The sequence below is a fragment of the Microbacterium sp. NPDC089188 genome (assembly GCF_040685155.1).
GTDB lineage: Bacteria > Actinomycetota > Actinomycetes > Actinomycetales > Microbacteriaceae > Microbacterium > Microbacterium galbum.
Genome location: NZ_JBFBHH010000004.1, coordinates 38,847 through 62,566, shown reverse-complemented (window position 1 = coordinate 62,566; position 23,720 = coordinate 38,847). Strand labels below are relative to the sequence as shown.

Genomic DNA, 23,720 nt, shown 5'->3' with positions numbered 1-23,720 from the left:
GCCGGCGGCGCCGCGCCGTCGTGCCGGCAGCGTCGCGGGGTTTGACACGGGCCGAGCGCCGCTGAAACGCTGGATGGAGCGCGACGAAAGGGATCACCGTGAGCGACGACCGCACCCCCGCCCCGAACCAGCCCGAGCAGGCGACGGGGGCCGGCACGCCCGTTCCCGACCCGTCGGGATCGCCGTACGCGCCGCGCGACGACGCGTCGGACCGCGACGCGACCCCGCGCACGGATGCGGATGAGAGCCGTACCGACGTGGACACCCCGGCACACGACACGGCTTCGGCGTACGTCGAGTCCGCCCCGGCCGCCTCGTACGACACCCCCGACGCCGCCGCCCCCGCGTACGGTGCGGCGCCCTCCGGCACTCCCGGGTACTCCGCTGCCGCGTCCGGCGAGCCCGCCACCCCGCCCTACGACACCACCGGCACCGCGAGCTCCACGTACGGCGCCCCCGCGTACGGCGCTCCCGCGTACGGCGCCCCGGCCTACGGCGGGTCGGCGTACGGAACGGCCTCGTACGGGTACGGCACCGCGCCCACCCGCACGAACCCCCTCGCGATCGTGTCCCTCGTGGCATCCCTCGTCGGGATCTTCGTCATCCCCGTCATCGGGCAGATCGTGGGCATCGTCACCGGGCACATCTCGCTCAAGCAGATCAAGGCGTCGGGCGAGCGCGGACGCGGCATGGGCCTCGCGGGTCTGCTGATCGGCTACATCAGCCTCGGGCTCGGAGCGCTGATCGTCATCGGCTTCGTCATCCTGGTCGCGGTCACCGCCGGGTCGTCCGGCTCGCGCTACGGCGTCTGACCGCTCGCGTCCGTGTTCGGCGCGATGGATCCTCCGACGTTCCGCCTTCGCTTGCCATGACATCGAGAAGACCATCGCTCGAACGCGCCGACCCCCGTCCGCGCGGGCGTACCCTGAGACCACTGTGAAGACCAACCGCGCCGCCCAGTCAGCGACGTCGCTCCCCAAGGCTCCCCGGGAGGACGCCGACAGCCGTTTCGCCAAATACATGGTGATGATGGGGATCCGCATCGCGTGCTTCATCGCGATGGCCGTCGTCACGCCCTACGGCTGGTACACCTTCGTCTTCGCGGCGGGCGCCATCTTCCTCCCCTACCTCGCGGTCATCGTCGCCAACGTCGGTCAGGACGCGGCCGACACCACGGCGACCAGCCCCGAGCGCGCGATCGAGGCGCCCCGCCCCGCACCCGCTCCTGCCGCAGCCGCGCCCGACGGCCCCGTCGTCATCCGCATCGCCGAGACCCCGCGCCTCGGCGCGCCCCGCGACGAACGCCCGTGAGCGACGCGCCCGAGAGCGACGCGCCCGCCGGCGACTCTCCCCTCGCCGACGCGCCCCTCGGCGACGCGCCCCTCGGCGACGCGGCCGCCGAGTGCTCCCGGGCCGGATGCCGCGACACCGCCAGGTGGGCGATCCGGTGGCGCAATCCGCGGATCCACAGCGCCGACCGCCGCAAGATCTGGGTCGCGTGCGACGAGCACGTCGCCTACCTGCGGGAGTTCCTCACCGCGCGCGACTTCCCCGTCGAGGTCGCTGCGCTCGCGGCCGAATCGGTCTGAGCGCCCGTGCGACGTACGCTGGATGACGTGGCTGCACGACCCGGAGTGAGCGCGCGGGACGCGCGCGAGGACGGAGCGTCCGCGTGAGCGCCCGCGAGATGCCCGCCTTCGCCCGCTGGGCGATGTACGTCGGCGTCGCGATCGTCTTCGCCATCGCGTGCGCCTTCCTCTCGAACTGGCAGTTCTCCCGCAACGCGGAGCGCAGCGAGCAGCTGCAGCTCGTCGCCGACAACTACGACGCGCCCGCCGTCGCCCTCGGCGACCTCCTCGCCCCCGGTGCCGACCTCACCCCGTCCGACGAGTGGCGCCCCGTGCGCTTGGAGGGGCAGTACCTCGCCGACGAGCAGCTCCTGGTCCGCAACCGCGCGCACGGGGGCTCGGCCGCCTACGAGCAGCTCGTCCCCTTCCGTCTGACCGACGGACGCGTCTTCCTCGTCGACCGCGGCTGGCTCCCTCCCGGCAATCGCCAGGCCGATCCCGACGAGATCCCCGCCCCGCCGTCCGGGAACGTGGTCGTGGAAGTGCGCCTTCGCCCCGGCGAGGCGGCACCGACGTCGGGCCGCACCGCGGAGGCCGGTCAGGTGCCGACGATCAACCTCGGGCTCGTCGCCGCGCAGACGGGACCACTCGAGCAGGGCGCGTACGGCCTTCTCATGTCGGAGTCCCCCGCCCCGGCCACGGCCCCCCTGCCCATCGATCCGCCGAGCAACGATCCGGGACCCTACCTGTCGTACGCGATCCAGTGGATCCTCTTCGCCGTCATGGGCTTCGGCTTCATCACGTACGTCATCATCAACGAGCGCAAGCTCCGCCGGGAGGAAGCCGACGACGACGAGCTTCCCGAGAGCGTCCCCTCAGCGGCGACCTCGGCGGCGACGCCCGATCGACGCCGCGTCGACCCCGTGGCCCTCCACCGCTCGCGCAAGCGCCCGAAGGACCGCGACGCCGACGACGAGGACGCCCTGCTCGACGCCCGTTGAGCGCGAGCGGATGCCGCAGGTCACGGCATCCGGGATCAACTCCTCTCAGGCGAGCGTGATGAGGTCCGCGTAGTCGCGGCCCCAGATGTCTTCCACGCCGTCGGGCAGAATGAGCACGCGCTCGGGGTTGAGCGCTTCGACGGCACCCTCGTCGTGCGAGACGAGAACGACGGCGCCCTCGTAGTGCGCGAGAGCGCCGAGGATCTCCTCGCGCGAGGCGGGGTCGAGGTTGTTGGTGGGCTCGTCGAGCAGCAGCATGTTCGCCGACGAGACGACGAGCGTCGCGAGCGAGAGACGCGTTTTCTCGCCGCCCGAGAGGACGCCCGCGGGCTTCAGCACGTCGTCGCCGACGAACAGGAACGACCCCAGCACCTTGCGCGCCTCGGTCGCCGTGATGTGCGGCGCCGACGACATCATGTTCTCGAGCACCGAGCGGTTGACGTCGAGGTTCTCGTGCTCCTGCGCGTAGTAGCCGATCTTCAGGCCGTGGCCGGGCTCGAGCTGCCCGGTGTCGGGCTGGTCGACGCCCGCGAGGATGCGCAGCAGGGTCGTCTTTCCCGCACCGTTGAGTCCCAGGATGACGACGCGCGAGCCGCGGTCGATCGCGAGGTCGACGTCGGTGAAGATCTCCAGCGACCCGTACGACTTCGACAGGCCTGAGGCCATGAGCGGCGTCTTGCCGCACGGCGCGGGCTTGGGGAAGCGGAGCTTGGCGACCCGTTCGTCCTGGCGCACGTCGTCGAGGCCCGACAGCATCTTCTCGGCGCGCGCGACCATCTGGTGCGCGGCCGCGGCCTTCGAGGCCTTCGCGCCGAACCGGGCAGCCTGCAGCTGCAGCGCCGTGGCCTTCTTCTCGACGTTGGCGCGCTCCTTCTTGCGGCGCTCCTCGTCGGCCACCCGCTGGCGCAGGTAGTTCTTCCAGTTCATGTTGTAGACGTCGATGACCTGGCGGTTGGCGTCGAGGTAGAACACGCGGTTCACGGTCTCGCCGACGAGTTCGACGTCGTGCGAGATGACGATGAGGCCGCCCTTGTACCCCTTGAGGAACTCGCGCAGCCACACGACGCTGTCGGCGTCGAGGTGGTTGGTCGGCTCGTCGAGGATCATCGTCTGCGCGTCCGAGAACAGGATGCGCGCGAGCTCGATGCGGCGCCGCTGACCACCCGAGAGGGTCTTCAGCGGCTGGTCGAGGATGCGGTCGGGAAGCGAGAGGTTGTGGGCGATGGATGCCGCTTCGGCCTCCGCCGCATACCCGCCGGCGGCCTCGAACTGCTCGGTGAGGCGCGCGTACTTCTTCATCGCCTTGGCGGCCACCGCGGCATCGTCGTCGCCCATCGCCATCGAGGCCTCGTGCATGCCGAGAGCGAGCGAGCCGAGACCGCGCGCGTCGAGGATGCGCGTGCGCGCGAGCATCTCGGGGTCGCCCGAGCGCGAGTCCTGCGGGAGATAGCCCAGCTCACCCGAGCGGTCGACGCCACCGTTCGACGGCAGCAGATCGCCGGCGAGCACCTTGGTGAGGGTGGTCTTGCCGGCACCGTTGCGCCCGACGAGGCCGATCTTGTCGCCGTCGGAGACGCGGAACGCCACGTCGGACATGAGCACGCGGGCGCCCACGCGGATCTCGAGGTCGTGCACGGCGAGCACAGCGAACGTCCGTTCAGTCGGGGAAGGGTGAGTGGCCGAGAGAGGCCAGCCACCCAGTATACGGCGCACCTCGTGCGAGCCCGCCGACAACGCTGCTCCTCCGCGGTCTGCGCGAGCGGATCACCGACACCGAGGGTCGTCGAACGCCCCGGATGCCGTTGTCTCGGCGTCGAGACGACGGCCCGGGCGATCGGCATCCGGGTTTGCAATCTCACCCGACGCCTGACCTAAACTAAGCCTATCCTTACCTAACACGCAGGAGGCTCTTCGTGTCCCGATTCCGCGCTCTGGCGGCCCTCGCCGTCGGTTCCGCCCTCGTCCTCACCGGCTGCGCCGGTACCTCCGCCGCCCCGGGCGAGGAGCAAGCCGCGTCCGGGGATGCCGGATTCCCCGTCACGATCGAGAACGTCTTCGGCGAAACCACGATCGACGCCAAGCCCGAGCGCGTCGTCACCGTCGACTGGGGCAACCAGGACGTCGCACTGGCCCTCGGGGTCGTCCCGGTCGCGATGCCCAAGATCATCTACGGCGACGAGGACGGCGACGGACTCCTCCCCTGGACGAAGGACAAGCTGGCCGAGCTCGGCGCGGAGACGCCCGTTCTCATGGACGAGTCGAACGGCTACGACTACGAAGCCATCGCCGACGCCCAGCCCGACGTCATCCTGGCCGCCTACTCGGGTATGACGCAGGAGCAGTACGACACGCTGAGCAAGATCGCACCGGTGGTCACCTATCAGGGTGTCGCCTGGGGCACGACCTGGCAGGAGATGACGGCCCTCGACGGCACCGCGCTCGGACTGAAGGACGAGGCCGACGCGCTCGTCGCCGAGAAGGAGCAGCACATCAGCACCGAGGCGGCGAAGTTCCCCGCCCTCGCGGACAAGAAGTCGCTGCTGACGTACTTCGACCCGACGAACCTGTCGACGCTCGGCTTCTACAGCACGCTCGACCCGCGCATGGGATACCTGCAGGAGCTCGGCCTCGCTCCCTCGTCGTACGTGTCCGAGGAGTCCTCCGCGTCGGAGACGTTCTGGTTCACGCCCAGCACCGAACAGATCGAGAAGTTCTCCGACGTCGACCTGATGGTCGCGTACGGCAGCGACGACATGATCGCGGCGATGCAGGCCGACCCGCTGCTGTCGAAGGTGCCCGCCGTGCAGAACGGCGCGATCGCCGTGATCGAGAGCGGGTCGACCCTGTCGTCGGCCATCACCCCGACCCCGCTCAACATCGGCACGACCTACGGCGACGACTACATCGCACTGGTGGGCGCGGCCGCCGAGAAGGCCGCGTCCTGATGCAGGTCCTCCGTCCGTCGGCGCGATGACCGCTCTCGCTCCGACCGTCACCGCCCCCGGCGGCGCACCCGTGCGTCACTGGGGGCGGCGACGCGTCGTCGGTGTCACCGCTCTCGTCGTGCTCCTCGTCGTCGCGGTGATCCTGTCCGTCACCTTCGGCGCGCGCGACGTCACGGCCGCCGACGTCTGGGCCGGCCTCGGCGGCTCCACCGACACCGCCTCCAGCGCGGCTGTCGCCAAGCGCATCCCGCGCACCGTCCTCGCGATCCTCGTGGGCGCCGCCCTCGCCGTGTCGGGCACCGTCCTGCAGGGCGCCACCCGAAACCCCCTCGCCGATCCGCAGATCCTCGGGATCAACGGCGGCGCGGGGCTCGCCATCGTCACGGGCATCGCCTTCTTCGGCCTGAGCTCGCCCTCGATGTACATCTGGATCGGCATGCTCGGAGCCGGTGCCGCCGCCGTCCTCGTCTACGCGATCGGTTCACTCGGACGCGGAGGCGCCACGCCCCTGCGCCTGGCACTCGCCGGCGCGGTCACCGCCGTGGCGTTCAGCTCGCTCACGAGTGCGATCCTGCTTCCGCGCACCGATGTGCTGAACGTGTTCCGGTTCTGGCAGATCGGCGGCGTCGGGGGCGCGACCTTCGAGACCATCGGCCAGGTCGCGCCGTTCCTTCTCGTCGGGCTCCTCGTCTGCCTGGGCTCCGCCCCCGCCCTCAACACCCTCGCGCTGGGCGACGAGCTCGCCACCGGCCTCGGAGCCCGCGTGCGCACCGCCCGCCTCATCGCCACCGGCGGCGCCGTCGTCCTGTGCGGCGCCGCGACCGCGGTGGCCGGCCCCATCGGTTTCGTCGGGCTCGTCGTCCCGCACATGCTCCGCCTCATCGTCGGCGTCGACCACCGATGGCTGCTCCCCGTCTCGGCGCTGGGCGGGGCGACCCTGCTCACCCTCGCCGACGTGGTCGGACGCGTCGTCGCCCGCCCCGAGGAGATCGAGGTCGGCATCGTCACCGCGCTCGTCGGCGCCCCGTTCTTCATCGCCCTCGTCCGCCGACAGAAGATGAGGGCCCTGTGAGCGCGTCCCTGACCCACCCCGGTGCTCTGCCGCCCGCCGCGCCCGACACCCTGGCATCCGTCTCATCCGGTCGACGTCGTCGCCGCCGCCGCTGGGCGGCCGTCACCGGCACGCTCGCCGCTCTCGTCGTCGTGGCGTTCGTGCTCAGCCTCATGCTCGGGCAGACCTTCTACTCCCCGGCGGAGGTCTGGGGCGTCCTGACCGGCCAGCGCGTCGCGGGAGCCTCATTCACCGTCGGCGAGCTGCGCCTTCCGCGCGCGATGACCGGACTGCTGACCGGCCTGTGCTTCGGCATGGGCGGCGTCGTGTTCCAGACGATGCTGCGCAACGCGCTCGCGAGTCCCGACGTCATCGGCATCAACACCGGCGCCAGCGCCGCCGCGGTGATCGGCATCGTCGTGCTGGGCCTCGGCGAGACGGCGGTGTCGTTCCTGGCCATGGCCGCGGCTCTCGCGGCCGCGCTGATCATCTACCTCCTCGCCTACCGCGACGGCAGCTCGGGGGCGCGCCTCATCCTCATCGGCATCGGCGTGGCCGCCATGTGCCAGGCCGTGGTCTCGTACGTCATCGCGCGCGCCGCTCAATACGATCTCCCCGCCGCGATGCGCTGGATCACCGGCAATCTGAACGACGCCACCTGGGACCGCGCCCTGCCGGTGCTCTTCGCGGTCGTCGTGCTCGGCCCGGTGCTGGTCATCCTCTCCGGGCGCCTCGAGATCCTGCGCATGGGCGACGACACCGCCGCGGCGATCGGGCTCCCCGTCGAGCGCAGCCGCCTGCTGTTGATCGTCGCCGCGGTCGGGCTCCTCGCCTTCGGAACGGCGGCGGCGGGCCCCATCGCGTTCGTGTCGTTCCTGGCCGGTCCCATCGCGGTGCGCCTGCTCGGTCCGGTGGGCTCACCGATCGTGCCCGCGGGTCTCGTCGGCGCCCTGCTGGTGCTCGTCGCCGACTTCGCCGCGCAGTACGCCTTCGGCACCCGCCTTCCGGTCGGCGTCATCACCGGCGTGCTCGGCGCGCCGTACCTCATCTTCCTGCTCGTCCGCAGCAGCCGATCCGAAGGAACGTCGCTATGACTCTCCCTGGACAGCCGGTCCCTCCCCTCTCCCGCGTGGAAGGAACGTCACGATGACCGTCGAGCGCAGCCTGACCGCCGAGGGCGTCACCCTCGGATACGGAGACCGCACGATCGTCGACGCGCTCGACCTCTCCCTCCCGCCGGGAAAGGTGACGGCCATCGTCGGCGCCAACGCGTGCGGCAAGTCGACGCTGCTGAAGGCCATGGCCCGTCTGCTCTCCCCGACCACCGGCCAGGTGCTGCTGGACGGGAAGGCGATCCATCGGATGCCGACGAAGCAGGTCGCGCGCGTGCTGGGGCTGCTCCCCCAGTCACCGGTCGCTCCCGACGGCATCGCGGTGTCCGACCTCGTCAGTCGCGGTCGCCACCCGCACCAGGGCGCGCTGTCCCGCTGGACGCGCGCCGACGACGACGCCGTCGCGCGCGCGCTCGACGCCACCGACACCGCTCACCTCGCCGACCGGCACGTCGATCAGCTCAGCGGCGGACAGCGTCAACGCGTGTGGATCGCAATGGCCCTCGCGCAGGAGACCGATGTCCTGCTGCTGGACGAACCGACGACCTTCCTCGACATCAGCCACCAGATCGACGTGCTCGACCTGCTCACCGACCTCAACCGCGAACGCGGGACCACCGTCGCGATGGTGCTGCACGACCTCAACCTCGCCGCGCGGTACGCCGACCACCTCGTCGCGATGGCGGAGGGGCGTATCGTCGCCGCGGGCGACCCGGCCGAGGTGCTCACCGAAGCCACCGTGCAGGAGGTCTTCGGGCTGCGCAGTCGCGTCGTCCCCGATCCCCTCACGGGCCGCCCGATGATCGTGCCGATCGGGCGCCACCACACCCTGCACGAGACCGCGACGCCCTCGCGCTGACGCGACGGGACGCGGACGCGGGTTCGCGCGCGCGAAAGGGCCCGGACGGCATCCCCGTCCGGGCCCTTTCGTACGGGTCGCCTAGGCGGTCCGCTCGACCTGGCCCTCGCGCCAGTACCCCATGAACGCCACGCGCTTGCGATCGACGCCGTGCCCCTGGACGAGCAACCGTCGCAGGGTCTTCACCGTCTGCGACTCCCCCGCGATCCATGCGTAGAACTCCCCTTCGCCGTCTGCCGGGCTGTCCCACAGCAGGTCGACGTCGAGGTCGATGTCTTCGAGCTCCTGCGGGCGCGGCGCGGCGGCGCGCTCCAGCACCGCCCGGGATCCCGCGGCCCACGCCTCGACCGCCTCGATCAAGGCCTCGCCGTGCGGGCGGTCGTCGCGGGCGAGCCAGGTGACGGGCAGGGCGCCCGGGCCGACGGAGAGCGCGTCGTCGACCGTCGGCACCTCCACGAAGGCGTCGACGACGAAGCCGGGACCGAGTCCCTCGAGAATCGCGCAGATCGCCGGCGCCGCCGTTTCGTCACCCGCGAGCAGCAGACGCTGCGCCGTCCCCGGGTGGAAGTCGATGCCCTGCGCGGAATCGTCGCTGCGCGCATCGGGACCGACGACCAGGATGCTGTCACCCGCTATCGCCGACTCCGCCCAGGCACCGGCGGGGCCGGCGTCGTGGTGCAGCACGAAGTCGATGTCGAGCTCGAGCGCCGCGGGATCGATGCGCCGCACGGTGTAGGTGCGGAACGGCATCCGCTCGTCCTCCGGCAGGTCGCGCCACCGCGTGTACCACTCGCCGTTGTCGATGGCCTCGGGGTCGTGTTGCCCGATGTCGCAGAGGCGACCGTCGGCGCCGGGGAGGACGATCTTCACGCGCTGGTCGCGCCGATCGATGCCGAAGACCTCGAAATCCGGAGAGGTGAAGGTGATGCGGGCGAAGTGGGGCGACAGGCGGCGGGCGGACTTCACCACGGCGACGTACGGACGGTAAGCGGGGCGCGTGGCGGTCTTCACCCGATAAGGATATCCTTACCTATCCTCGGATGCCAGGCGCGCTGCCCCGGAAGCCTCGCCGGTGGACGACCACTGCCCGACGCGGCGCCCCGGGGCGGGGCCTGCGTGCACGACGCCCGCCGCCGTCAGGGCCGCGGCACCAGCGCCCCGACGCGTTCGATCGCTTCGCGCAGCACCTCCGGCGCGCACCCGACGTTGATGCGCACGTGGCCGATCCCCTCCGTGCCGAACAGCGGGCCGTGGTGCAACGCGACCTTGGCCTCGCGGCGGAGGAAGGGCGCGGGATTGTCGCCCCACCCGTAGGCCGACACGTCGACCCACGCGAGGAAGCCGGCCTCGGGAACACGGTAGCGGGCCAGCGGGAGGTGCTCGGCGAGCAGGTCGGCGAGCAGTCGTCGGTTCTCGTCGAGAGCCGCCAGCAGGGAGTCGAGCCAGGGGTCGCTCTCCGCCGCGAACGCCGCCCGGTTGGCGATCACGCCGAACAGACCCGCGCGCCATTCGACCTCCCACGGCAGCGCGCGCACGACCTGCGCGGTCTCCTCCGCCCCGGTGACGATGACCGCGCACTTGAGCCCGGCGAGGTTGTAGGTCTTGCTCGCGCTCGTCACCGCATACCCGACCGCGGCGGCCTCCGGCCCGGCATCCAGGAACGGGGTGAACGCCGCCGGCGCGTGCGTCAGCGGCGCGTGGATCTCGTCGCTGACGACGCTCGCGCCGTACCGCTGGGCGAGCCGTGCGAGCGCGGCCAAGCTGTCGCGCGTGTGCACCGTGCCCGTGGGATTGTGCGGGTTGCACAGCAGCACCGCGCGGGCCCCGGATGCCAGAGCGTCCTCGATCCCGCCGAGGTCGAGGCTCCATCGCTCCCCGTCGTCGACGAGGGGGACGCGCTCCACGACGGCCCCGGCCTCCTCGACCGTGTCGTAGAACGGCGGGTACACCGGTGGCGTCACGACGACGCGGTCGCCCGGCGACGTCACCGCGCGGAGCACCTCGACCACGCCCATCATCACGTCCCCCGTCCAGCGCACGCGTGCCGGATCGATCGTCCAGCCCCACCGCCGGTGGGCGTAGGCGGCGAAATCGAGATCGATGCCGGGGCGGGGCGGCGTGTACCCGGTGTCGCCGATCTCGACCGCACGCTGCAGCGCCGCGGTGATCGCAGGGGCGAGCGGGAAGTCGGTCTCGGCGACGAACATGGGGATGACGTCGTCGCCGTACGAGCGCCACTTCGTGCTGGAGCGCTGACGGAGGAGGTCCAGGGGCAGGGCCTGCAGGGGGGTGACGCTCATGCGAAAAGCCTAACGACGGCCCCGAGGGCCCGCAGCGCGCGCGTCAGACGACGACACACGGCGCAGGCCGGCAACGACGAAGGGCCGCGACGACGAACGCCCACCCCCGAAGGGATGGGCGTTCGAGAGTCGGGTCTCAGATCGCGAAACCGAGGGCGCGCATCATGTCGCGGCCGTCGTCGGTGATCCGCTCGGGGCCCCACGGCGGCATCCACACCCAGTTGATGCGGAAGCGGTCCACCACGTTGTCGAGGGCCTGAGCCGTCTGCTCTTCGAGCACGTCGGTCAGGGGGCACCCGGCCGAGGTGAGGGTCATGTGGATGACGAGCGCGTCGTTCTCGTCGTCCCACGCGAGGTCGTAGATGAGGCCGAGGTCGACGACGTTGATCCCCAGTTCGGGGTCCATGACGTCTTTCAGGGCCTCGGTGACCTCGTCGTACTTCTCGGGAGCGAGGGTTGCGGTCATGTAACGATCTTACGCGTCGATCGGCGTACCGGCCTCGAGGAAGCGGTCGTAGCCCTCTTCCTCGAGTCGGTCGGCGAGCTCGGGGCCGCCCTCTTCGACGATGCGGCCCTTGACCACCACGTGCACGAAGTCGGGACGGATGTAGCGCAGGATGCGCGTGTAGTGCGTGATGAGCAGCACACCGAGGTCGGTCTGCTCCTTCGCGCGGTTCACGCCCTCCGACACGATCTTCAGCGCGTCGACGTCGAGGCCCGAGTCGGTCTCGTCGAGCACCGCGATCTTCGGCTTGAGCAGCTCGAGCTGGAGGATCTCGTGGCGCTTCTTCTCGCCGCCGGAGAAGCCCTCGTTGACGTTGCGCGAGGCGAACTTCGCGTCCATGCGCAGGTTCTCCATGGCGCCCTTGACGTCCTTGGTCCAGCTGCGGATCGCCGGCGCCTCGCCGTCGATGGCCGTCTTGGCCGTGCGCAGGAAGTTGGTGACCGTGACGCCGGGGATCTCGACGGGGTACTGCATCGCCAGGAAGAGACCGGCGCGAGCGCGCTCGTCGACGCTCATCTCGAGCACGTCCTCACCGTCGAGCGTGATCGAGCCGCTCGTGACGGTGTACTTGGGGTGACCGGCGATCGTGTACGCCAGGGTCGACTTGCCGGAGCCGTTGGGGCCCATGATGGCGTGGGTCTCACCGGTGCGCATGGTCAGCGTCACGCCGTTGAGGATCGGGGTCGTACCGTTCTCCGTCTCGACCGTCACGTGGAGGTCGCGGATCTCGAGGACAGACATGGTGTTCCTTACTCGTAAAGTCTCTGGTGTCGGCGCGGCTCAGGCCGTCGCCTTGGTGACGGACGGATCGATGAGCACGTCGTCTCCGTCGATCACGACCTCGTACACGGGAACCGGCTCGTAGGCCGGAAGGTTCAGCGGACGGCCGGTCTTCAGCGAGAACGCCGAGCCGTGAGCCCAGCACTCCAGCGTCTCGCCCTCGACGAAACCGTCGGACAGCGAGATGTCGCCGTGCGTGCAGACGTCTCCGATCGCGTGCACGTCGCCGTTGCCGTCGAGCACGACGGCCATCGCGACACCGTCGATCTCGACGCGACGCGCCTCGTCCTGCACGAGATCACTCAGGGCGCAGACGCGCGACGCGCTCACGCGGCGGTCCCCTCGGCCAGCTCGTGCTCGATCGCCTCGATGAGCTCGGTCTCGAGCTCGGGGATGCCGATGCGCTGCACGATCTCGCTGAGGAAGCCGAGCACGACCAGGCGGCGCGCCTCGTCCTCGGCGATGCCGCGGGCCTGCAGGTAGAACAGCTGCTCGTCGTCGAAACGACCCGTGGCGCTGGCGTGGCCGGCGCCCTGGATGTCGCCCGTCTCGATCTCGAGGTTCGGGATCGAATCCGCGCGCGCGCCGTCGGTGAGCACGAGGTTGCGGTTGGCTTCGTAGGAGTCGGTGCCCGTGGCATCCGGTCCGATCAGCACGTCGCCGATCCAGACGCTCCGGGCGCTCTCCCCCTGCAACGCGCCCTTATAGAGCACGTCGCCGACGGTGTGCGGGCCCTTGTGGTGCAGGTACACCTGCGACTCGAGGTGCTGACCGGCGTCGGAGAACGACAGGCCGTACAGACGCCCCTCGGCGCCGGGGCCCGAGAGCTCGACCGAGGGGTTCACGCGCACGACGCCGCCGCCGAAGCTCACCACGACGTGCGTGAGCTTGGCGTCGCGGTCGACGCGCGCCTGGTGGGATGCCGCGTGCACCGCGTCGTCGTCCCACCGCTGCACCGAGACGACGGTGAGGTCGGCTCCGTCGCGCACGATGATCTCGACGTTCTGCGCGTGGGTCGCGGTGCCCTCGTGTCGCAGCACGACGGTGCCGCGCGAGTTCGGCTGCGCCTCGATGACGACATGAGCGTGCGCGAGGCCGCCGGTGCCGGTCAGACGCACCACGACGGGCTCGTCGAGCTCGACGTTCGCGGGGATCCGCAGCAGAGGCGCCTCGGCCTCGTGCGTCCACGCGAGGGCGGCAGGGAGGTCCTCCGGGCGGAAGTGCTCGCCGCGCGGGGCGTCGCCCGCGGCGAGGCGCAGCTGCTCGACCGCGGCCGGCGCCTCGACGTCGACGGTGATGACGCCGGTCGGACCTGCCTCGTCGACGAAGAGCGGCGCGAGCCGGTCGATCGGGCTGAGCTTCCAGTTGACCTCGCGGCCCGTGGGGGTGCCGAAGTCGGCCGGGTCGAACGAGGTCTTCCGCTCCGAGCGCGTCTGCACCGGGACGACGGATGCCACGAGGGCTGCCGGGTCGATGTGACCCTCGGCGGCTGCGGGAGTTTCGGTCGCAGTCGTCACTTAACCAACACTGCCTTCCATGCCCATCTCGATGAGCTTGTTGAGTTCGAGCGCGTACTCCATCGGGAGCTCGCGGGCGATGGGCTCGATGAACCCGCGCACGATCATCGCCATGGCCTCGTCTTCGGGGAGGCCGCGCGACTGCAGGTAGAACAGCTGCTCCTCGCTGACCTTCGAGACGGTCGCCTCGTGGCCGAGCTGCACGTCGTCGACGCGGATGTCGATCGCGGGGTAGGTGTCGCTACGCGAGATCGTGTCGACGAGCAGCGCATCGCAGCGCACGGTGTTGGCGGAGTGGTGCGCATTGGCATCCACTCGCACCTCACCGCGGTAACCGGCGCGACCGCCACCGCGGGCGATGGACTTCGACACGATCGACGACTGCGTGTACGGCGCCATGTGGATCATCTTCGCGCCGGCGTCCTGGTGCTGACCGGGACCGGCGAAGGCGACCGACAGGGTCTCGCCCTTGGCGTGCTCGCCCATGAGGTAGATGGAGGGGTACTTCATCGTCACCTTGGAGCCGATGTTGCCGTCGACCCATTCCATGGTCGCGCCCTCGTGGGCGACGGCGCGCTTGGTGACGAGGTTGTAGACGTTGTTCGACCAGTTCTGGATCGTCGTGTAGCGCACGCGGGCGTTCTTCTTCACGATGATCTCGACCACGGCCGAGTGCAGCGAGTCGCTCTTGTAGATCGGGGCGGTGCAGCCCTCGATGTAGTGGACGTAGCTGTCCTCGTCGGCGATGATCAGCGTCCGCTCGAACTGACCCATGTTCTCGGTGTTGATGCGGAAATACGCCTGCAGCGGGATCTCGACGTGCACGCCCTTGGGGACGTAGACGAACGAGCCGCCCGACCACACGGCGGTGTTCAGCGCCGCGAACTTGTTGTCGCCGGCGGGGATGACCGTGCCGAAGTACTCCTCGAAGAACTCGGGGTGCTCACGCAGCGCCGTGTCGGTGTCCATGAAGATGACACCCTGCTGCTCGAGGTCCTCGCGGATCTGGTGGTACACCACCTCGGACTCGTACTGCGCGGCGACGCCGGCGACGAGGCGCTGACGCTCGGCCTCGGGGATGCCGAGCTTCTCGTACGTGTTGCGGATCTCCTCCGGGAGGTCCTCCCACGACTGCGCCTGCTTCTCGGTCGAGCGCACGAAGTACTTGATGTTGTCGAAGTCGATGTCGCTGAGGTCGGCGCCCCAGGTCGGCATGGGCTTCTTGCCGAAGAGCTGGTACCCCTTCAGACGGGTCTTCAGCATCCACTCCGGCTCGGACTTCAGCGAGGAGATGCCGCGCACGACGTCCTCGTTGATGCCGCGCTGCGCGACGGCGCCCGCGGCGTCGGTGTCGTGCCAGCCGAACTCGTATTGCCCCAGGCTCTCGAGCTCTGGTCGGTCGATGAGGACATCGGACATGGTGATCACTCTCCTTCTCGGGCCTCAACGGTGTCATCCGCCCCGACATTCCGGACTCCGGTCGAAGTCCCAGGTTCGTCGCTGGTGGGCCCGCTCGAAGGCGCTGGCTGCGCGCCTAGACTGTCTGTTGTGCGGATCGCGTGAGCGCTGCACACGGACCCTTCGATTCTACAGGCAACACCCGCTCCCGGCATGGCAGTCCCGCTCTCCCGAACGCCGGGACGGCCCCGACGCCAGGAAGCCGTACGCATGCCCTCCGCCCCGTCCTCCCCCTCCCCGTCCCGCGTCCCCGCGGTCCTGCGGCGCCTCGGCGCGTGGCTGCCCACGCGGGTCGACCGCCGGGTGAAGGTGTTCGCGTGGTTGTCGTTCATCGCCGAGGTGCTCATCATCGGCACCGGCGGGGCCGTGCGTCTGACGGGATCGGGCCTGGGCTGCCCCACGTGGCCGCGCTGCACCCCCGATTCGCTCGTGAACACCCCCGAGATGGGCATCCACGGCATCATCGAGTTCGGCAATCGCACACTCACCGGCCTGGTCGGCATCCTCGCCCTCGCCGTGGTCGTGCTCGTGTGGCGCATGCGTCACGAGCGCCGCGTCCTGTTCGTGCTGTCGCTGATCGTCTTCGGCGGAATCATCGCGCAGGCGGTCGTGGGCGGTATCACGGTGCTCACGGGCCTGAACCCCTTCATCGTCGGCTTCCACTACGTCGCCTCGGTGGTGCTCGTGGCCGTGTGCGCCGCCTTCCTGGTGCGCATGTACCAGCCGGCCGGGCCCCGCACGCTGTCGGTGCCCCGCTGGTTCGCCGGGCTCGTGCACGCGACCACCGGCGTGCTGGCGCTGACCATCGTCTTCGGGGTGCTGACCACCGGTGCGGGTCCCCACTCCGGCGACGAGGCCTCGGTGCGCAACGGCTTCGACGCGCAGGTGCTGGAGCACGTGCACGCCTGGCCCGGATACGCCCTGTTCGCCCTCACGCTCGTCGTCGTCGTCGCCGCCTGGCGCCTCCGTCTGCCCGTCCGACGCTGGGCGACCGCGCTGCTGGCGGTCGAACTCGTGCAGATCGCGGTGGGCCTCTACCAGGCGCGCAACGGCCTCCCCGAGATCGCCGTCGGGACGCACATGGTGCTCGCGGCCCTCGCGGCGGCGACCATGACGGTCGTCGTGCTGCGGCTGAAGACCCCGGTCGTAGCCGCCTCGGCCGAGAGCGGTCGCGCCACCGCCGACGCCCGCGCCTGACGCCCCGCTCCCCCTTATACGCTCATAGGGCATTCATCGGCGACCCCTAGGCCCCGCCAGGACCGGTGAGAGAACCTTGACGTTCCGGGTTCAGCCCGGGCATTCCCGATGCCACCGCGTCGGGGAACGCCAGTCCGGTGCCCCCGCGCCGGAACGACAAGGAGTACTCCCCATGAAGACCCGCCCCCGCCTGGTGACCAGCATCCCGTTCTGGGTGCTCGTCGTCGCCTCCCTGGCCGCCATCGCCGGTGGACTCGCGATCGTCCTGAACGGGATCGATGCGATGGAGCAGGTGCTCAACGACCCGAACGCCACCGTCGTGCAGGTCTACGTCGGTCAGTCGTGGGTCGTCGTCGGCGCCGCCGTACTCGGCGCCGGTGCGATCGGCATCGCCCTCGTGCTGGCCCTGGGCGCCGCCGCCACGCTGACCCGTCGCCCCGACGTCGCGATCGAGACCATCGACTGGAACAGCGACGACGAGACCGCCGCCGAGAGCACCGCTCCCGCCGCCCCCTTCGCGCCGGCCACGACCGCTGCGCCCCTCGCGGTGGAGGATGCCGACGTCGAGACCCCGTCGACCGCCACGGCTCCTCCGGCGGCCGCGGCGGCCGCCCGCCACGACGAGCCCACGCTCGACATCGGAGACGACGCCACGCGTCGCTGACGCTGTCCCGGAAGCGCCCGCTCCCCTCGGGGGCGGGCGCTTCCGCGTCCAGGGGCGCCGACGAGCGTGCCTACGCTGAAGACATGTTCACCCTCCGAACGACGCGGGAAGAAGACTGGCCGCAGCTGCGGACGTTCCGTCTCGAGAACGCCACCGACAACCCGGTCTCCTGGACGGCGACGGTCGACGAGACGCTGCGCATCCCCGAAGACGGATGGCGGATGCGAGCCCGACGCGGCGGTCAGCCCGACACCACCAGCGTCGTGGCGACCGACGACGAGACGGGACGCTGGCTCGGGATGATGTGCGCGCAGATCGGCGACGCCCACGGCCCCGAGCCCGTCCTCACGGGCGTCTACGTGACACCCGACGCGCGAGGGAGGGCCGCCGGCGTCACCGACGCGCTCTTCGAGTCGATCCTGCGCTGGGCGGGCTCGCGCGGAACGGTCCTCCGCCTCTGGGTGGCCGAGCACGCCGTGCCCGCTCGCCGGTACTACGCGCGGAACGGGTTCGTCCCCACGGGGCGCGTCGAGGAGCTGCGGGTCCTCGGGCGGGAGCCGCAGCCCGACGACGGCGGGCTCCTCGAGATGAGCCGCCCGCTGACGGGCGCCACCACCCCGGTGGCCGCCGCTCTCTGACCTCGCGGCGCGCAGGTCGCACGTGGCGGATGACGCCGAGGACCCGGCATCCGCACGAGGAAGCGCCCGCCCCGAGACAGGGCGGGCGCTTCCTGAAGACTCGTGCTCAGAACGGGAGGAGCGGATCGACCGCGATCGCCACGAACAGGAGCGTGAGATAGGTGATCGAGGCGTGGAAGACGCGCATCGGCCGCGGCTCGCCGCCGCGCACCGCACGGGCGTAGAGGCGGTGCGACTCGTAGATGAACCAGCCGCCGAACACGAGGGCCGACACGCTGTACACCAGGCCCATCGAAGCGACGGGGATGAGAAGGAGCGAACAGGCGACGGTCGCCCAGGCGTAGAGGATGACCTGCAGGCCGACCTGCGAACCGCTGCGGGTGGCGCCCAGCATGGGGACGTCGACCTCGTCGTACTGCGCGGCGTATTTCATCGACAGCGGCCAGTAGTGCGGCGGCGTCCACAGGAACACCAGCGCGAACAGGATGAACGGCGCCCAGGAGAGCGAGCCCGTCACCGCCGACCAACCGATGAGCACCGGGAAGCACCCCGCGATGCCGCCCCACACGATGTTCTGCTCGGTGCGGCGCTTGAGGATCATCGTGTAGATCACGACGTAGAAGAAGATCGCGACCGCCGACAGGCCCGCCGCCAGCGGGTTGGTGAACACCAGCAGCCACACGGTGGAGAAGACCGCGAGCGTCCAGGCGAACGTCAGAGCCCCCCGGGGCGAGACCTCGCCGGTGACCAGCGGTCGGTTCACCGTGCGCTGCATGTGCGCGTCGATGTCGCGGTCGAGGTACATGTTGAACGCGGCCGCCGAACCGGCGCTGAGCGAGCCGCCGATCACGGTGGCGAGGATCAGCCAGAGGTTCGGCAGCCCGCCCTGCGCGAGGATCATCACCGGAACGGTGGTCACCAGCAGCAACTCGAGGACGCGGGGCTTCGTCAGAGCGACGTAGGCCCGGAGGGTGCGTCCGACGGAGCGGCGATCGGTCGTCGCAATGACGTGCGACGTCGTCGAGATGTCCATCGTCCCCCGGGGTAGCGCGTATGTAATCACCACGATTCTATGCCATCCCCACCACACGCACGGCCGCCTGTCGACCCCCGTCACGAACGGCAACGGCGTCGGTCGTTCTCGCTATGCTGGCGAAGAACGCGCGCCCCGCGCCGACACCCCACCCCCCTCCCACTCCTACGGTGACGAGCGCGGACGTCGGTTTGTGAATCGGGCGCAGGATCGAGAAAGGCACCGTGTTGTCGGACTTCGAATGGGACGAGATCGATCGGCGCGCGGTGGACACCGCACGCATCCTGGCGGCTGACGCCGTCGAGAAGGTGGGCAACGGCCACCCGGGAACGGCCATGTCGCTGGCCCCCGCCGCCTACCTGCTGTACCAGCGTGTGCTGCGCCACGACCCGGCCGACACGCACTGGCCCGGTCGCGACCGCTTCATCCTCTCCGCCGGGCACTCGTCGCTCACCCAGTACGTGCAGCTCTACCTCGGCGGCTTCGGCCTCGAGCTGAAGGACCTCGAGGCGCTGCGCACCTGGGGCTCGCTGACCCCCGGCCACCCCGAGTACGGACACACCGACGGCGTCGAGATCACCACCGGCCCCCTCGGCCAGGGTCTGGCCTCCTCGGTGGGCTTCGCCTACGCCGCACGCTACGAGCGCGGTCTCTTCGACGCCGAGACCCCCGCCGGTGAGAGCCCCTTCGACCACTTCGTCTACGTGATCGCCGGCGACGGCGACCTCCAGGAGGGCGTGACCAGCGAGGCCTCCTCGCTCGCCGGCCACCAGGAGCTCGGCAACCTCATCGCGATCTACGACTCCAACCAGATCTCGATCGAGGACGACACCAACGTCGCCTTCACCGAGGACGTCCAGAAGCGCTACGAGTCATACGGCTGGCACGTGCAGACCGTGGACTGGAAGAAGACCGGTCAGTACGTCGAGGACGTCGCCGAGCTGCACGCCGCGATCGAGGCCGCCAAGGGCGAGACGAGCAAGCCCTCGCTCATCATCCTCAAGACGATCATCGGTTGGCCCTCGCCCGGCAAGCAGAACTCCGGCAAGATCCACGGCTCCGCCCTCGGCGCCGACGAGCTCAAGGCCACGAAGGAGGTGCTCGGCTTCGACCCCGAGCAGCACTTCGCCGTCGCCGACGACGTCCTCGAGCACACGCGCGAGCTCGTGAAGCGCGGCGAGGCCGAGAAGGCCGCCTGGCAGGACAAGTTCGACGCCTGGGCCGCCGCCCACCCCGAGCGCAAGCAGCTGTGGGACCGCCTGCAGGCCCGCGAGCTCCCGGCCGACATCGCCGAGGCGCTGCCCGCCTTCGAGGCCGGCAAGGACGTCTCCACCCGCGCCGCCTCGGGCACGGTCATCAACGCCCTCGCCGCCTCGCTCCCCGAGCTCTGGGGCGGTTCGGCCGACCTCGCCGAGTCCAACCTGACGACGATCAAGGATGCCAAGTCCTTCATCCCCGCCTCGTGGTCGACGCACGAGTGGTCGGGCGACCCCTACGGCCGCGTGCTGCACTTCGGCATCCGCGAGCACGCCATGGGCGCGATCCTCAACGGCATCGTCCTGCACGGACCCACCCGTCCGTTCGGCGGCACCTTCCTCATCTTCAGCGACTACATGCGCCCGCCGGTGCGTCTGGCCGCGCTGATGAACATCCCGACGATCTTCGTCTGGACGCACGACTCCGTCGCGCTCGGCGAGGACGGCCCCACGCACCAGCCGATCGAGCAGCTCGCGACGCTCCGCGCCATCCCGAACTTCGCCCTCGTGCGTCCCGCGGATGCCAACGAGACCTCCGTCGTGTGGCTCGAGATGCTGCGCCGCACCGCCGGTCCCGCCGGTATCGCCCTGACCCGTCAGAACATCCCGGTCTTCGCCCGCGGCGAGGGCGCGGCATCCGGCGACGAGTTCGCCTCCGCCGAAGGCGCCGTCAAGGGCGCCTACGTGCTGGCCGAGGCGAAGAACGGCGAGCCCGACGTGATCCTCATCGCCACCGGCTCCGAGGTGCAGCTGGCCGTCGAGGCGCGCGAGACGCTCGCCGCCGAGGGCGTGCACGCCCGCGTGGTGTCGGCTCCGTCGCTGGAGTGGTTCGCCGAGCAGGACGAGGCCTACCGCGAGTCGGTGCTGCCGTCGTCGGTGAAGGCGCGCGTCTCGGTCGAGGCGGGCTCCGCGCTCAGCTGGGCCGGCATCGTCGGCGACGCCGGCCGCTCCGTCGCGATCGACCACTTCGGTGCGTCGGCCGACTACAAGACCCTGTTCCAGAAGTTCGGCATCACGACCGAGCACGTCGTCGAGGCCGCACGCGAGTCGCTCGCCGCGGCGAAGAAGTAATCGAGAGGGACCGACACACATGAGCACTCCCACCGCAGACCTCGCCGCTCAGGGCGTCAGCATCTGGCTCGACGACCTGTCGCGTCAGCGCATCCAGTCCGGCAACCTCGCCGAGCTGATCGAGTCGCGCAACGTCTCGGGCGTCACGACCAACCCGACCATCTTCGCCGGAGCCCTCTCGAAGGGCGAGGCGTACGAGGGCCAGGTCGAGGAGCTCGCCGCGGCGGGCGCCGACGTCGACGAGGCGATCTTCTCGATCACCACCGACGACGTGCGCGACGCATGCGACATCTTCCTGCCCGTCTTCGAGGCCTCGAACGGCGTCGACGGTCGCGTGTCGATCGAGGTCTCCCCCGACCTCGCCCACGACACCGAGGGCACCGTCGCGCAGGCGAAGGACCTCTCGGCGCGCGTCGACCGCAAGAACGTCCTCATCAAGATCCCCGCGACCAAGGCCGGCCTGCCGGCGATCACCGAGGTCATCGGTGCGGGCATCTCGGTCAACGTCACGCTCATCTTCAGCCTCGAGCGGTACGAAGAGGTCATCGACGCCTACCTCGCCGGAGTCGAGAAGGCGCAGGCCGCCGGCCACGACATCACGACCCTGCAGTCGGTGGCGTCGTTCTTCGTGTCGCGCGTCGACACCGAGATCGACAAGCGTCTCGCCGCGATCGGCACCGATGAGGCCGCCGAGCTGAAGGGCAAGGCCGGTATCGCCAACGCCCGCCTGGCCTACGAGCTGTTCGAGAAGAAGTTCTCCGACGACCGTGCCAAGAAGCTCCTGGATGCCGGTGCGACCGTGCAGCGTCCCCTCTGGGCCTCGACGGGTGTCAAGGACCCCGCCCTGCCCGACACGCTCTACGTGACCGAACTCGTCGCCCCCGGCACCGTGAACACGATGCCCGAGAAGACGCTCGAGGCCACGTTCGACCACGGCGTCATCACCGGAGACACCGTCACCGGTGCCTACGCCGAGGCGCACGAGGTGTTCGACCGCCTCGCCGCGGCGGGCGTCGACGTGGCCGACGCCACGCAGACGCTCGAGGACGAGGGCGTCGAGAAGTTCATCGCGTCGTGGCACGAGCTGCAGGACACGGTCAAGACCGCCCTCGACGCCGGAAGCGCCCAGGCCGCCAAGTGAGCTTTGCCGTCAAGGTCACCGGCCACGTCAAGTCGGTGGTCGACGCCGAGCTTCCCGGTCTGACCGGGTCGCTCATCGCGTCGGGCATCACGGCGGGCGATGCGAGCCTGTGGGGCGCGGCTGCCGAAGACGAGGCCTCTCGTCGGCTCGGGTGGGTGCGGGCGGTCTCCGTCTCGCGCCCGCTCGTGCCCGAGATCACCGCCCTGCGCGACGAGCTCGTCGCGCAGGGCGTGACCCGGGTGGTGCTGGCCGGCATGGGCGGATCGTCCCTCGCGCCCGAGGTCATCGCGCAGTCGTCCGGCGTACCCCTCGTCATCCTCGACTCCACGGCCCCCGGCCAGGTGCTCGCCGCGATCGACGGCGACGCCGAGTCGGGCGGACTCGAGCAGACGGTGCTCGTCGTATCGAGCAAGTCGGGGTCGACGATCGAGACCGACTCCGCCAAGCGCGCCTTCGAGGCCGCCTTCCGCGACGTCGGTATCGACCCCGCGGGGCGCATCGTGGTCGTGACCGACCCCGGCTCCCCGCTCGAGCGGTCGGCCCGCGCCGACGGCTACCGCGTGTTCCTCGCCGACCCCGAGGTCGGCGGACGATACTCCGCGCTCACCGCCTTCGGACTCGTGCCGGCGGGTCTCGCCGGCGTCGACATCGACGATCTGCTCGACGAAGCCGACGCGACCCTCCTCGAGGTCGCCATCGACTCCCCCGAGAACCCGGCCCTCGTGCTCGCGGCGGCCATCGCCGGAGGCGGCGCGCACCGACGCGACAAGCTCGGCCTCGTCACCGACGGCAGCCACATCATCGGCCTGCCCGACTGGATCGAACAGCTCGTCGCCGAGTCCACGGGCAAGGACGGCACCGGCATCCTGCCCGTCGTGCTGCTCCCCGTCTCGCCCGAACTCGAGGCGAAGCCCGACGACCTGCAGGTCGTGCGCTTCGTCGACGACGCCGATGCGTTCCACCTCTTCGAGCGCCACACCGGCGAGGTGCTGGTCAGCGGCTCGCTGGGCGCGCAGTTCGTCGTGTGGGAGTACGCGACGGCGATCGCCGGCCGCCTCCTGGGCATCGATCCGTTCGACCAGCCCGACGTGGAGTCGGCGAAGGAGGCGACGCGGGGCCTGCTCGAGTCGCAGCCCGCCCCCACCGCCGCGGCCTTCGTCGCCGACGGCGTCGAGGTGGGCGTGTCCGACCCGGCCCTCGCCGAGAGCGGCACCGTCGCCGGCGTGCTCGCGGCGCTCTGGGCCCGCGTCCCCGCAGACGGGTACGTCAGCGTGCAGGCGTACGTGAACCGTCTCGACCTCGCTCAGCTGTCGGGGCTCCGCGAGCTGGTGGCGGCCGACACGGGTCGTCCCACCACGTTCGGATGGGGTCCGCGGTTCCTGCACTCCACCGGGCAGTACCACAAGGGCGGACCCGCCAACGGGGTGTTCCTCCAGATCATCGAACGCACCGATGTCGACCTCGAGATCCCGGGGCGGCCGTTCACGTTCGGACAACTCATCCAGGCACAGGCCGCGGGAGACGCGAGCGTGCTGGCGGAGGCTCATGGCCGTCCCGTCGTCACGCTGACGCTGACCGACCCGCAGGTCGAGGTGCTCTCACTCTTCGAGGCGGCACAGTAAGC

The 23,720-nt window shown here is 70.5% G+C and carries 23 protein-coding genes; 14 read left to right on the top strand and 9 right to left on the bottom strand.

Annotated elements, in window-relative coordinates:
- Positions 1-98 precede the first annotated feature (98 nt).
- From AB0N80_RS13380 to AB0N80_RS13365, 4 genes are all read left to right on the top strand, one after another.
- Positions 99-812: a DUF4190 domain-containing protein gene (locus tag AB0N80_RS13380; RefSeq protein WP_363391333.1), complete on the top strand. Its 714-nt coding sequence runs from the start codon at positions 99-101 to the stop codon at positions 810-812.
- Between the two features lie 124 nt (positions 813-936).
- Entirely contained in the window at positions 937-1,311 is a 375-nt protein-coding gene (locus AB0N80_RS13375) for a DUF3099 domain-containing protein (RefSeq protein ID WP_363578966.1), read from the top strand.
- Positions 1,308-1,589: a hypothetical protein gene (locus AB0N80_RS13370; RefSeq protein WP_363579405.1), complete on the top strand. Its 282-nt coding sequence runs from the start codon at positions 1,308-1,310 to the stop codon at positions 1,587-1,589. Before AB0N80_RS13375 ends, AB0N80_RS13370 begins: the two co-directional genes overlap by 4 nt.
- A 98-nt stretch (positions 1,590-1,687) precedes the next feature.
- Complete coding sequence (locus AB0N80_RS13365; RefSeq protein WP_363579392.1) at positions 1,688-2,569, top strand: SURF1 family protein; 882 nt, start codon at positions 1,688-1,690, stop codon at positions 2,567-2,569.
- Positions 2,570-2,614: 45 nt separating this feature from the next.
- Here the strand turns inward: AB0N80_RS13365 and AB0N80_RS13360 are convergent, their stop codons facing one another.
- Positions 2,615-4,213 carry an ABC-F family ATP-binding cassette domain-containing protein gene (locus AB0N80_RS13360; protein ID WP_363578965.1) on the bottom strand — a complete coding sequence of 533 codons (1,599 nt, stop codon included), beginning with the start codon at positions 4,211-4,213 and terminating at the stop codon, positions 2,615-2,617.
- Between the two features lie 269 nt (positions 4,214-4,482).
- Between AB0N80_RS13360 and AB0N80_RS13355 the strand changes: the two genes are divergently transcribed.
- The 4 genes from AB0N80_RS13355 to AB0N80_RS13340 are packed head-to-tail and all read left to right on the top strand — an operon-like array spanning position 4,483 to position 8,536.
- A complete protein-coding gene (locus AB0N80_RS13355; RefSeq protein WP_315995844.1) occupies positions 4,483-5,514 on the top strand; it encodes an iron-siderophore ABC transporter substrate-binding protein in 1,032 nt (343 codons plus the stop codon).
- 25 nt (positions 5,515-5,539) lie between these two features.
- Positions 5,540-6,586, top strand: coding sequence for an iron ABC transporter permease (locus AB0N80_RS13350; RefSeq protein ID WP_315995845.1), 1,047 nt, complete (start codon positions 5,540-5,542; stop codon positions 6,584-6,586).
- Positions 6,583-7,659: an iron chelate uptake ABC transporter family permease subunit gene (locus tag AB0N80_RS13345; RefSeq protein ID WP_315995846.1), complete on the top strand. Its 1,077-nt coding sequence runs from the start codon at positions 6,583-6,585 to the stop codon at positions 7,657-7,659. The genes AB0N80_RS13350 and AB0N80_RS13345 overlap by 4 nt, the downstream gene beginning before the upstream one ends.
- 52 nt (positions 7,660-7,711) lie before the next feature.
- Positions 7,712-8,536, top strand: a complete 825-nt coding sequence (locus AB0N80_RS13340) for an ABC transporter ATP-binding protein (protein ID WP_315995847.1) — start codon at positions 7,712-7,714, stop codon at positions 8,534-8,536.
- Positions 8,537-8,617: 81 nt separating this feature from the next.
- On the opposite strand, the gene AB0N80_RS13335 is transcribed toward AB0N80_RS13340, so the two are convergent.
- The 7 genes from AB0N80_RS13335 to sufB form a co-directional block, all read right to left on the bottom strand.
- Positions 8,618-9,547, bottom strand: a complete 930-nt coding sequence (locus AB0N80_RS13335) for a siderophore-interacting protein (RefSeq protein ID WP_315995848.1) — start codon at positions 9,545-9,547, stop codon at positions 8,618-8,620.
- Between the two features lie 125 nt (positions 9,548-9,672).
- Positions 9,673-10,836: an aminotransferase class I/II-fold pyridoxal phosphate-dependent enzyme gene (locus AB0N80_RS13330; protein ID WP_363578964.1), complete on the bottom strand. Its 1,164-nt coding sequence runs from the start codon at positions 10,834-10,836 to the stop codon at positions 9,673-9,675.
- 136 nt (positions 10,837-10,972) lie between these two features.
- Positions 10,973-11,302 (bottom strand): metal-sulfur cluster assembly factor, encoded by a 330-nt coding sequence (locus tag AB0N80_RS13325; protein WP_013586729.1) that lies wholly within the window; start codon positions 11,300-11,302, stop codon positions 10,973-10,975.
- Between the two features lie 9 nt (positions 11,303-11,311).
- On the bottom strand, positions 11,312-12,082 hold the full coding sequence (gene sufC / locus AB0N80_RS13320; protein WP_058625386.1) for a Fe-S cluster assembly ATPase SufC: 771 nt from the start codon (positions 12,080-12,082) through the stop codon (positions 11,312-11,314).
- Between the two features lie 39 nt (positions 12,083-12,121).
- Entirely contained in the window at positions 12,122-12,451 is a 330-nt protein-coding gene (locus AB0N80_RS13315) for a non-heme iron oxygenase ferredoxin subunit (protein ID WP_363391311.1), read from the bottom strand.
- Positions 12,448-13,638 (bottom strand): Fe-S cluster assembly protein SufD, encoded by a 1,191-nt coding sequence (gene sufD / locus AB0N80_RS13310; protein ID WP_363391308.1) that lies wholly within the window; start codon positions 13,636-13,638, stop codon positions 12,448-12,450. Before sufD ends, AB0N80_RS13315 begins: the two co-directional genes overlap by 4 nt.
- The gene (gene sufB / locus AB0N80_RS13305; RefSeq protein ID WP_315995852.1) at positions 13,639-15,057 is read right to left on the bottom strand and encodes a Fe-S cluster assembly protein SufB; all 1,419 of its coding nucleotides are present in this window, start codon (positions 15,055-15,057) and stop codon (positions 13,639-13,641) included.
- A 249-nt stretch (positions 15,058-15,306) separates the two neighbouring features.
- Here sufB and AB0N80_RS13300 point away from each other — a divergent pair, with 249 nt between their 5' ends.
- The 3 genes from AB0N80_RS13300 (at position 15,307) to AB0N80_RS13290 (ending at position 17,595) form a co-directional block, all read left to right on the top strand.
- Complete coding sequence (locus AB0N80_RS13300) at positions 15,307-16,293, top strand: COX15/CtaA family protein (protein WP_363578963.1); 987 nt, start codon at positions 15,307-15,309, stop codon at positions 16,291-16,293.
- A gap of 172 nt (positions 16,294-16,465) precedes the next feature.
- Positions 16,466-16,957, top strand: a complete 492-nt coding sequence (locus AB0N80_RS13295) for a dinucleotide-utilizing enzyme (protein ID WP_363578962.1) — start codon at positions 16,466-16,468, stop codon at positions 16,955-16,957.
- A gap of 83 nt (positions 16,958-17,040) precedes the next feature.
- Positions 17,041-17,595: a GNAT family N-acetyltransferase gene (locus AB0N80_RS13290; protein ID WP_363578961.1), complete on the top strand. Its 555-nt coding sequence runs from the start codon at positions 17,041-17,043 to the stop codon at positions 17,593-17,595.
- Between the two features lie 106 nt (positions 17,596-17,701).
- Here AB0N80_RS13290 and AB0N80_RS13285 read toward each other — a convergent pair whose 3' ends face one another.
- Entirely contained in the window at positions 17,702-18,628 is a 927-nt protein-coding gene (locus AB0N80_RS13285) for a heme o synthase (protein WP_315995856.1), read from the bottom strand.
- Between the two features lie 227 nt (positions 18,629-18,855).
- On the opposite strand from AB0N80_RS13285, the gene tkt reads away from it, so the two are divergent.
- The 3 genes from tkt to AB0N80_RS13270 are packed head-to-tail and all read left to right on the top strand — an operon-like array spanning position 18,856 to position 23,718.
- Complete coding sequence (gene tkt, locus AB0N80_RS13280) at positions 18,856-20,955, top strand: transketolase (protein WP_363579390.1); 2,100 nt, start codon at positions 18,856-18,858, stop codon at positions 20,953-20,955.
- A 19-nt stretch (positions 20,956-20,974) separates the two neighbouring features.
- Complete coding sequence (tal, locus tag AB0N80_RS13275; RefSeq protein WP_363578960.1) at positions 20,975-22,096, top strand: transaldolase; 1,122 nt, start codon at positions 20,975-20,977, stop codon at positions 22,094-22,096.
- On the top strand, positions 22,093-23,718 hold the full coding sequence (locus AB0N80_RS13270) for a glucose-6-phosphate isomerase (protein WP_363578959.1): 1,626 nt from the start codon (positions 22,093-22,095) through the stop codon (positions 23,716-23,718). The genes tal and AB0N80_RS13270 overlap by 4 nt, the downstream gene beginning before the upstream one ends.
- The last annotated feature ends 2 nt before the right edge of the window (positions 23,719-23,720 follow it).

Excerpts from the sequence above, each read along its gene's own strand:
- AB0N80_RS13365 (WP_363579392.1), top strand. The coding sequence starts at position 1,688 with ATGCCCGCCTTCGCCCGCTGGGCGATGTACGTCGGCGTCGCGATCGTC.
- AB0N80_RS13350 (WP_315995845.1), top strand. The coding sequence starts at position 5,540 with ATGACCGCTCTCGCTCCGACCGTCACCGCCCCCGGCGGCGCACCCGTG.
- AB0N80_RS13340 (WP_315995847.1), top strand. The coding sequence starts at position 7,712 with ATGACCGTCGAGCGCAGCCTGACCGCCGAGGGCGTCACCCTCGGATAC.
- AB0N80_RS13330 (WP_363578964.1), bottom strand. The coding sequence starts at position 10,836 with ATGAGCGTCACCCCCCTGCAGGCCCTGCCCCTGGACCTCCTCCGTCAG.
- AB0N80_RS13325 (WP_013586729.1), bottom strand. The coding sequence starts at position 11,302 with ATGACCGCAACCCTCGCTCCCGAGAAGTACGACGAGGTCACCGAGGCC.
- sufC (WP_058625386.1), bottom strand. The coding sequence starts at position 12,082 with ATGTCTGTCCTCGAGATCCGCGACCTCCACGTGACGGTCGAGACGGAG.
- sufB (WP_315995852.1), bottom strand. The coding sequence starts at position 15,057 with ATGTCCGATGTCCTCATCGACCGACCAGAGCTCGAGAGCCTGGGGCAA.
- AB0N80_RS13300 (WP_363578963.1), top strand. The coding sequence starts at position 15,307 with ATGCCCTCCGCCCCGTCCTCCCCCTCCCCGTCCCGCGTCCCCGCGGTC.
- AB0N80_RS13295 (WP_363578962.1), top strand. The coding sequence starts at position 16,466 with ATGAAGACCCGCCCCCGCCTGGTGACCAGCATCCCGTTCTGGGTGCTC.
- AB0N80_RS13290 (WP_363578961.1), top strand. The coding sequence starts at position 17,041 with ATGTTCACCCTCCGAACGACGCGGGAAGAAGACTGGCCGCAGCTGCGG.
- AB0N80_RS13285 (WP_315995856.1), bottom strand. The coding sequence starts at position 18,628 with ATGGACATCTCGACGACGTCGCACGTCATTGCGACGACCGATCGCCGC.
- tal (WP_363578960.1), top strand. The coding sequence starts at position 20,975 with ATGAGCACTCCCACCGCAGACCTCGCCGCTCAGGGCGTCAGCATCTGG.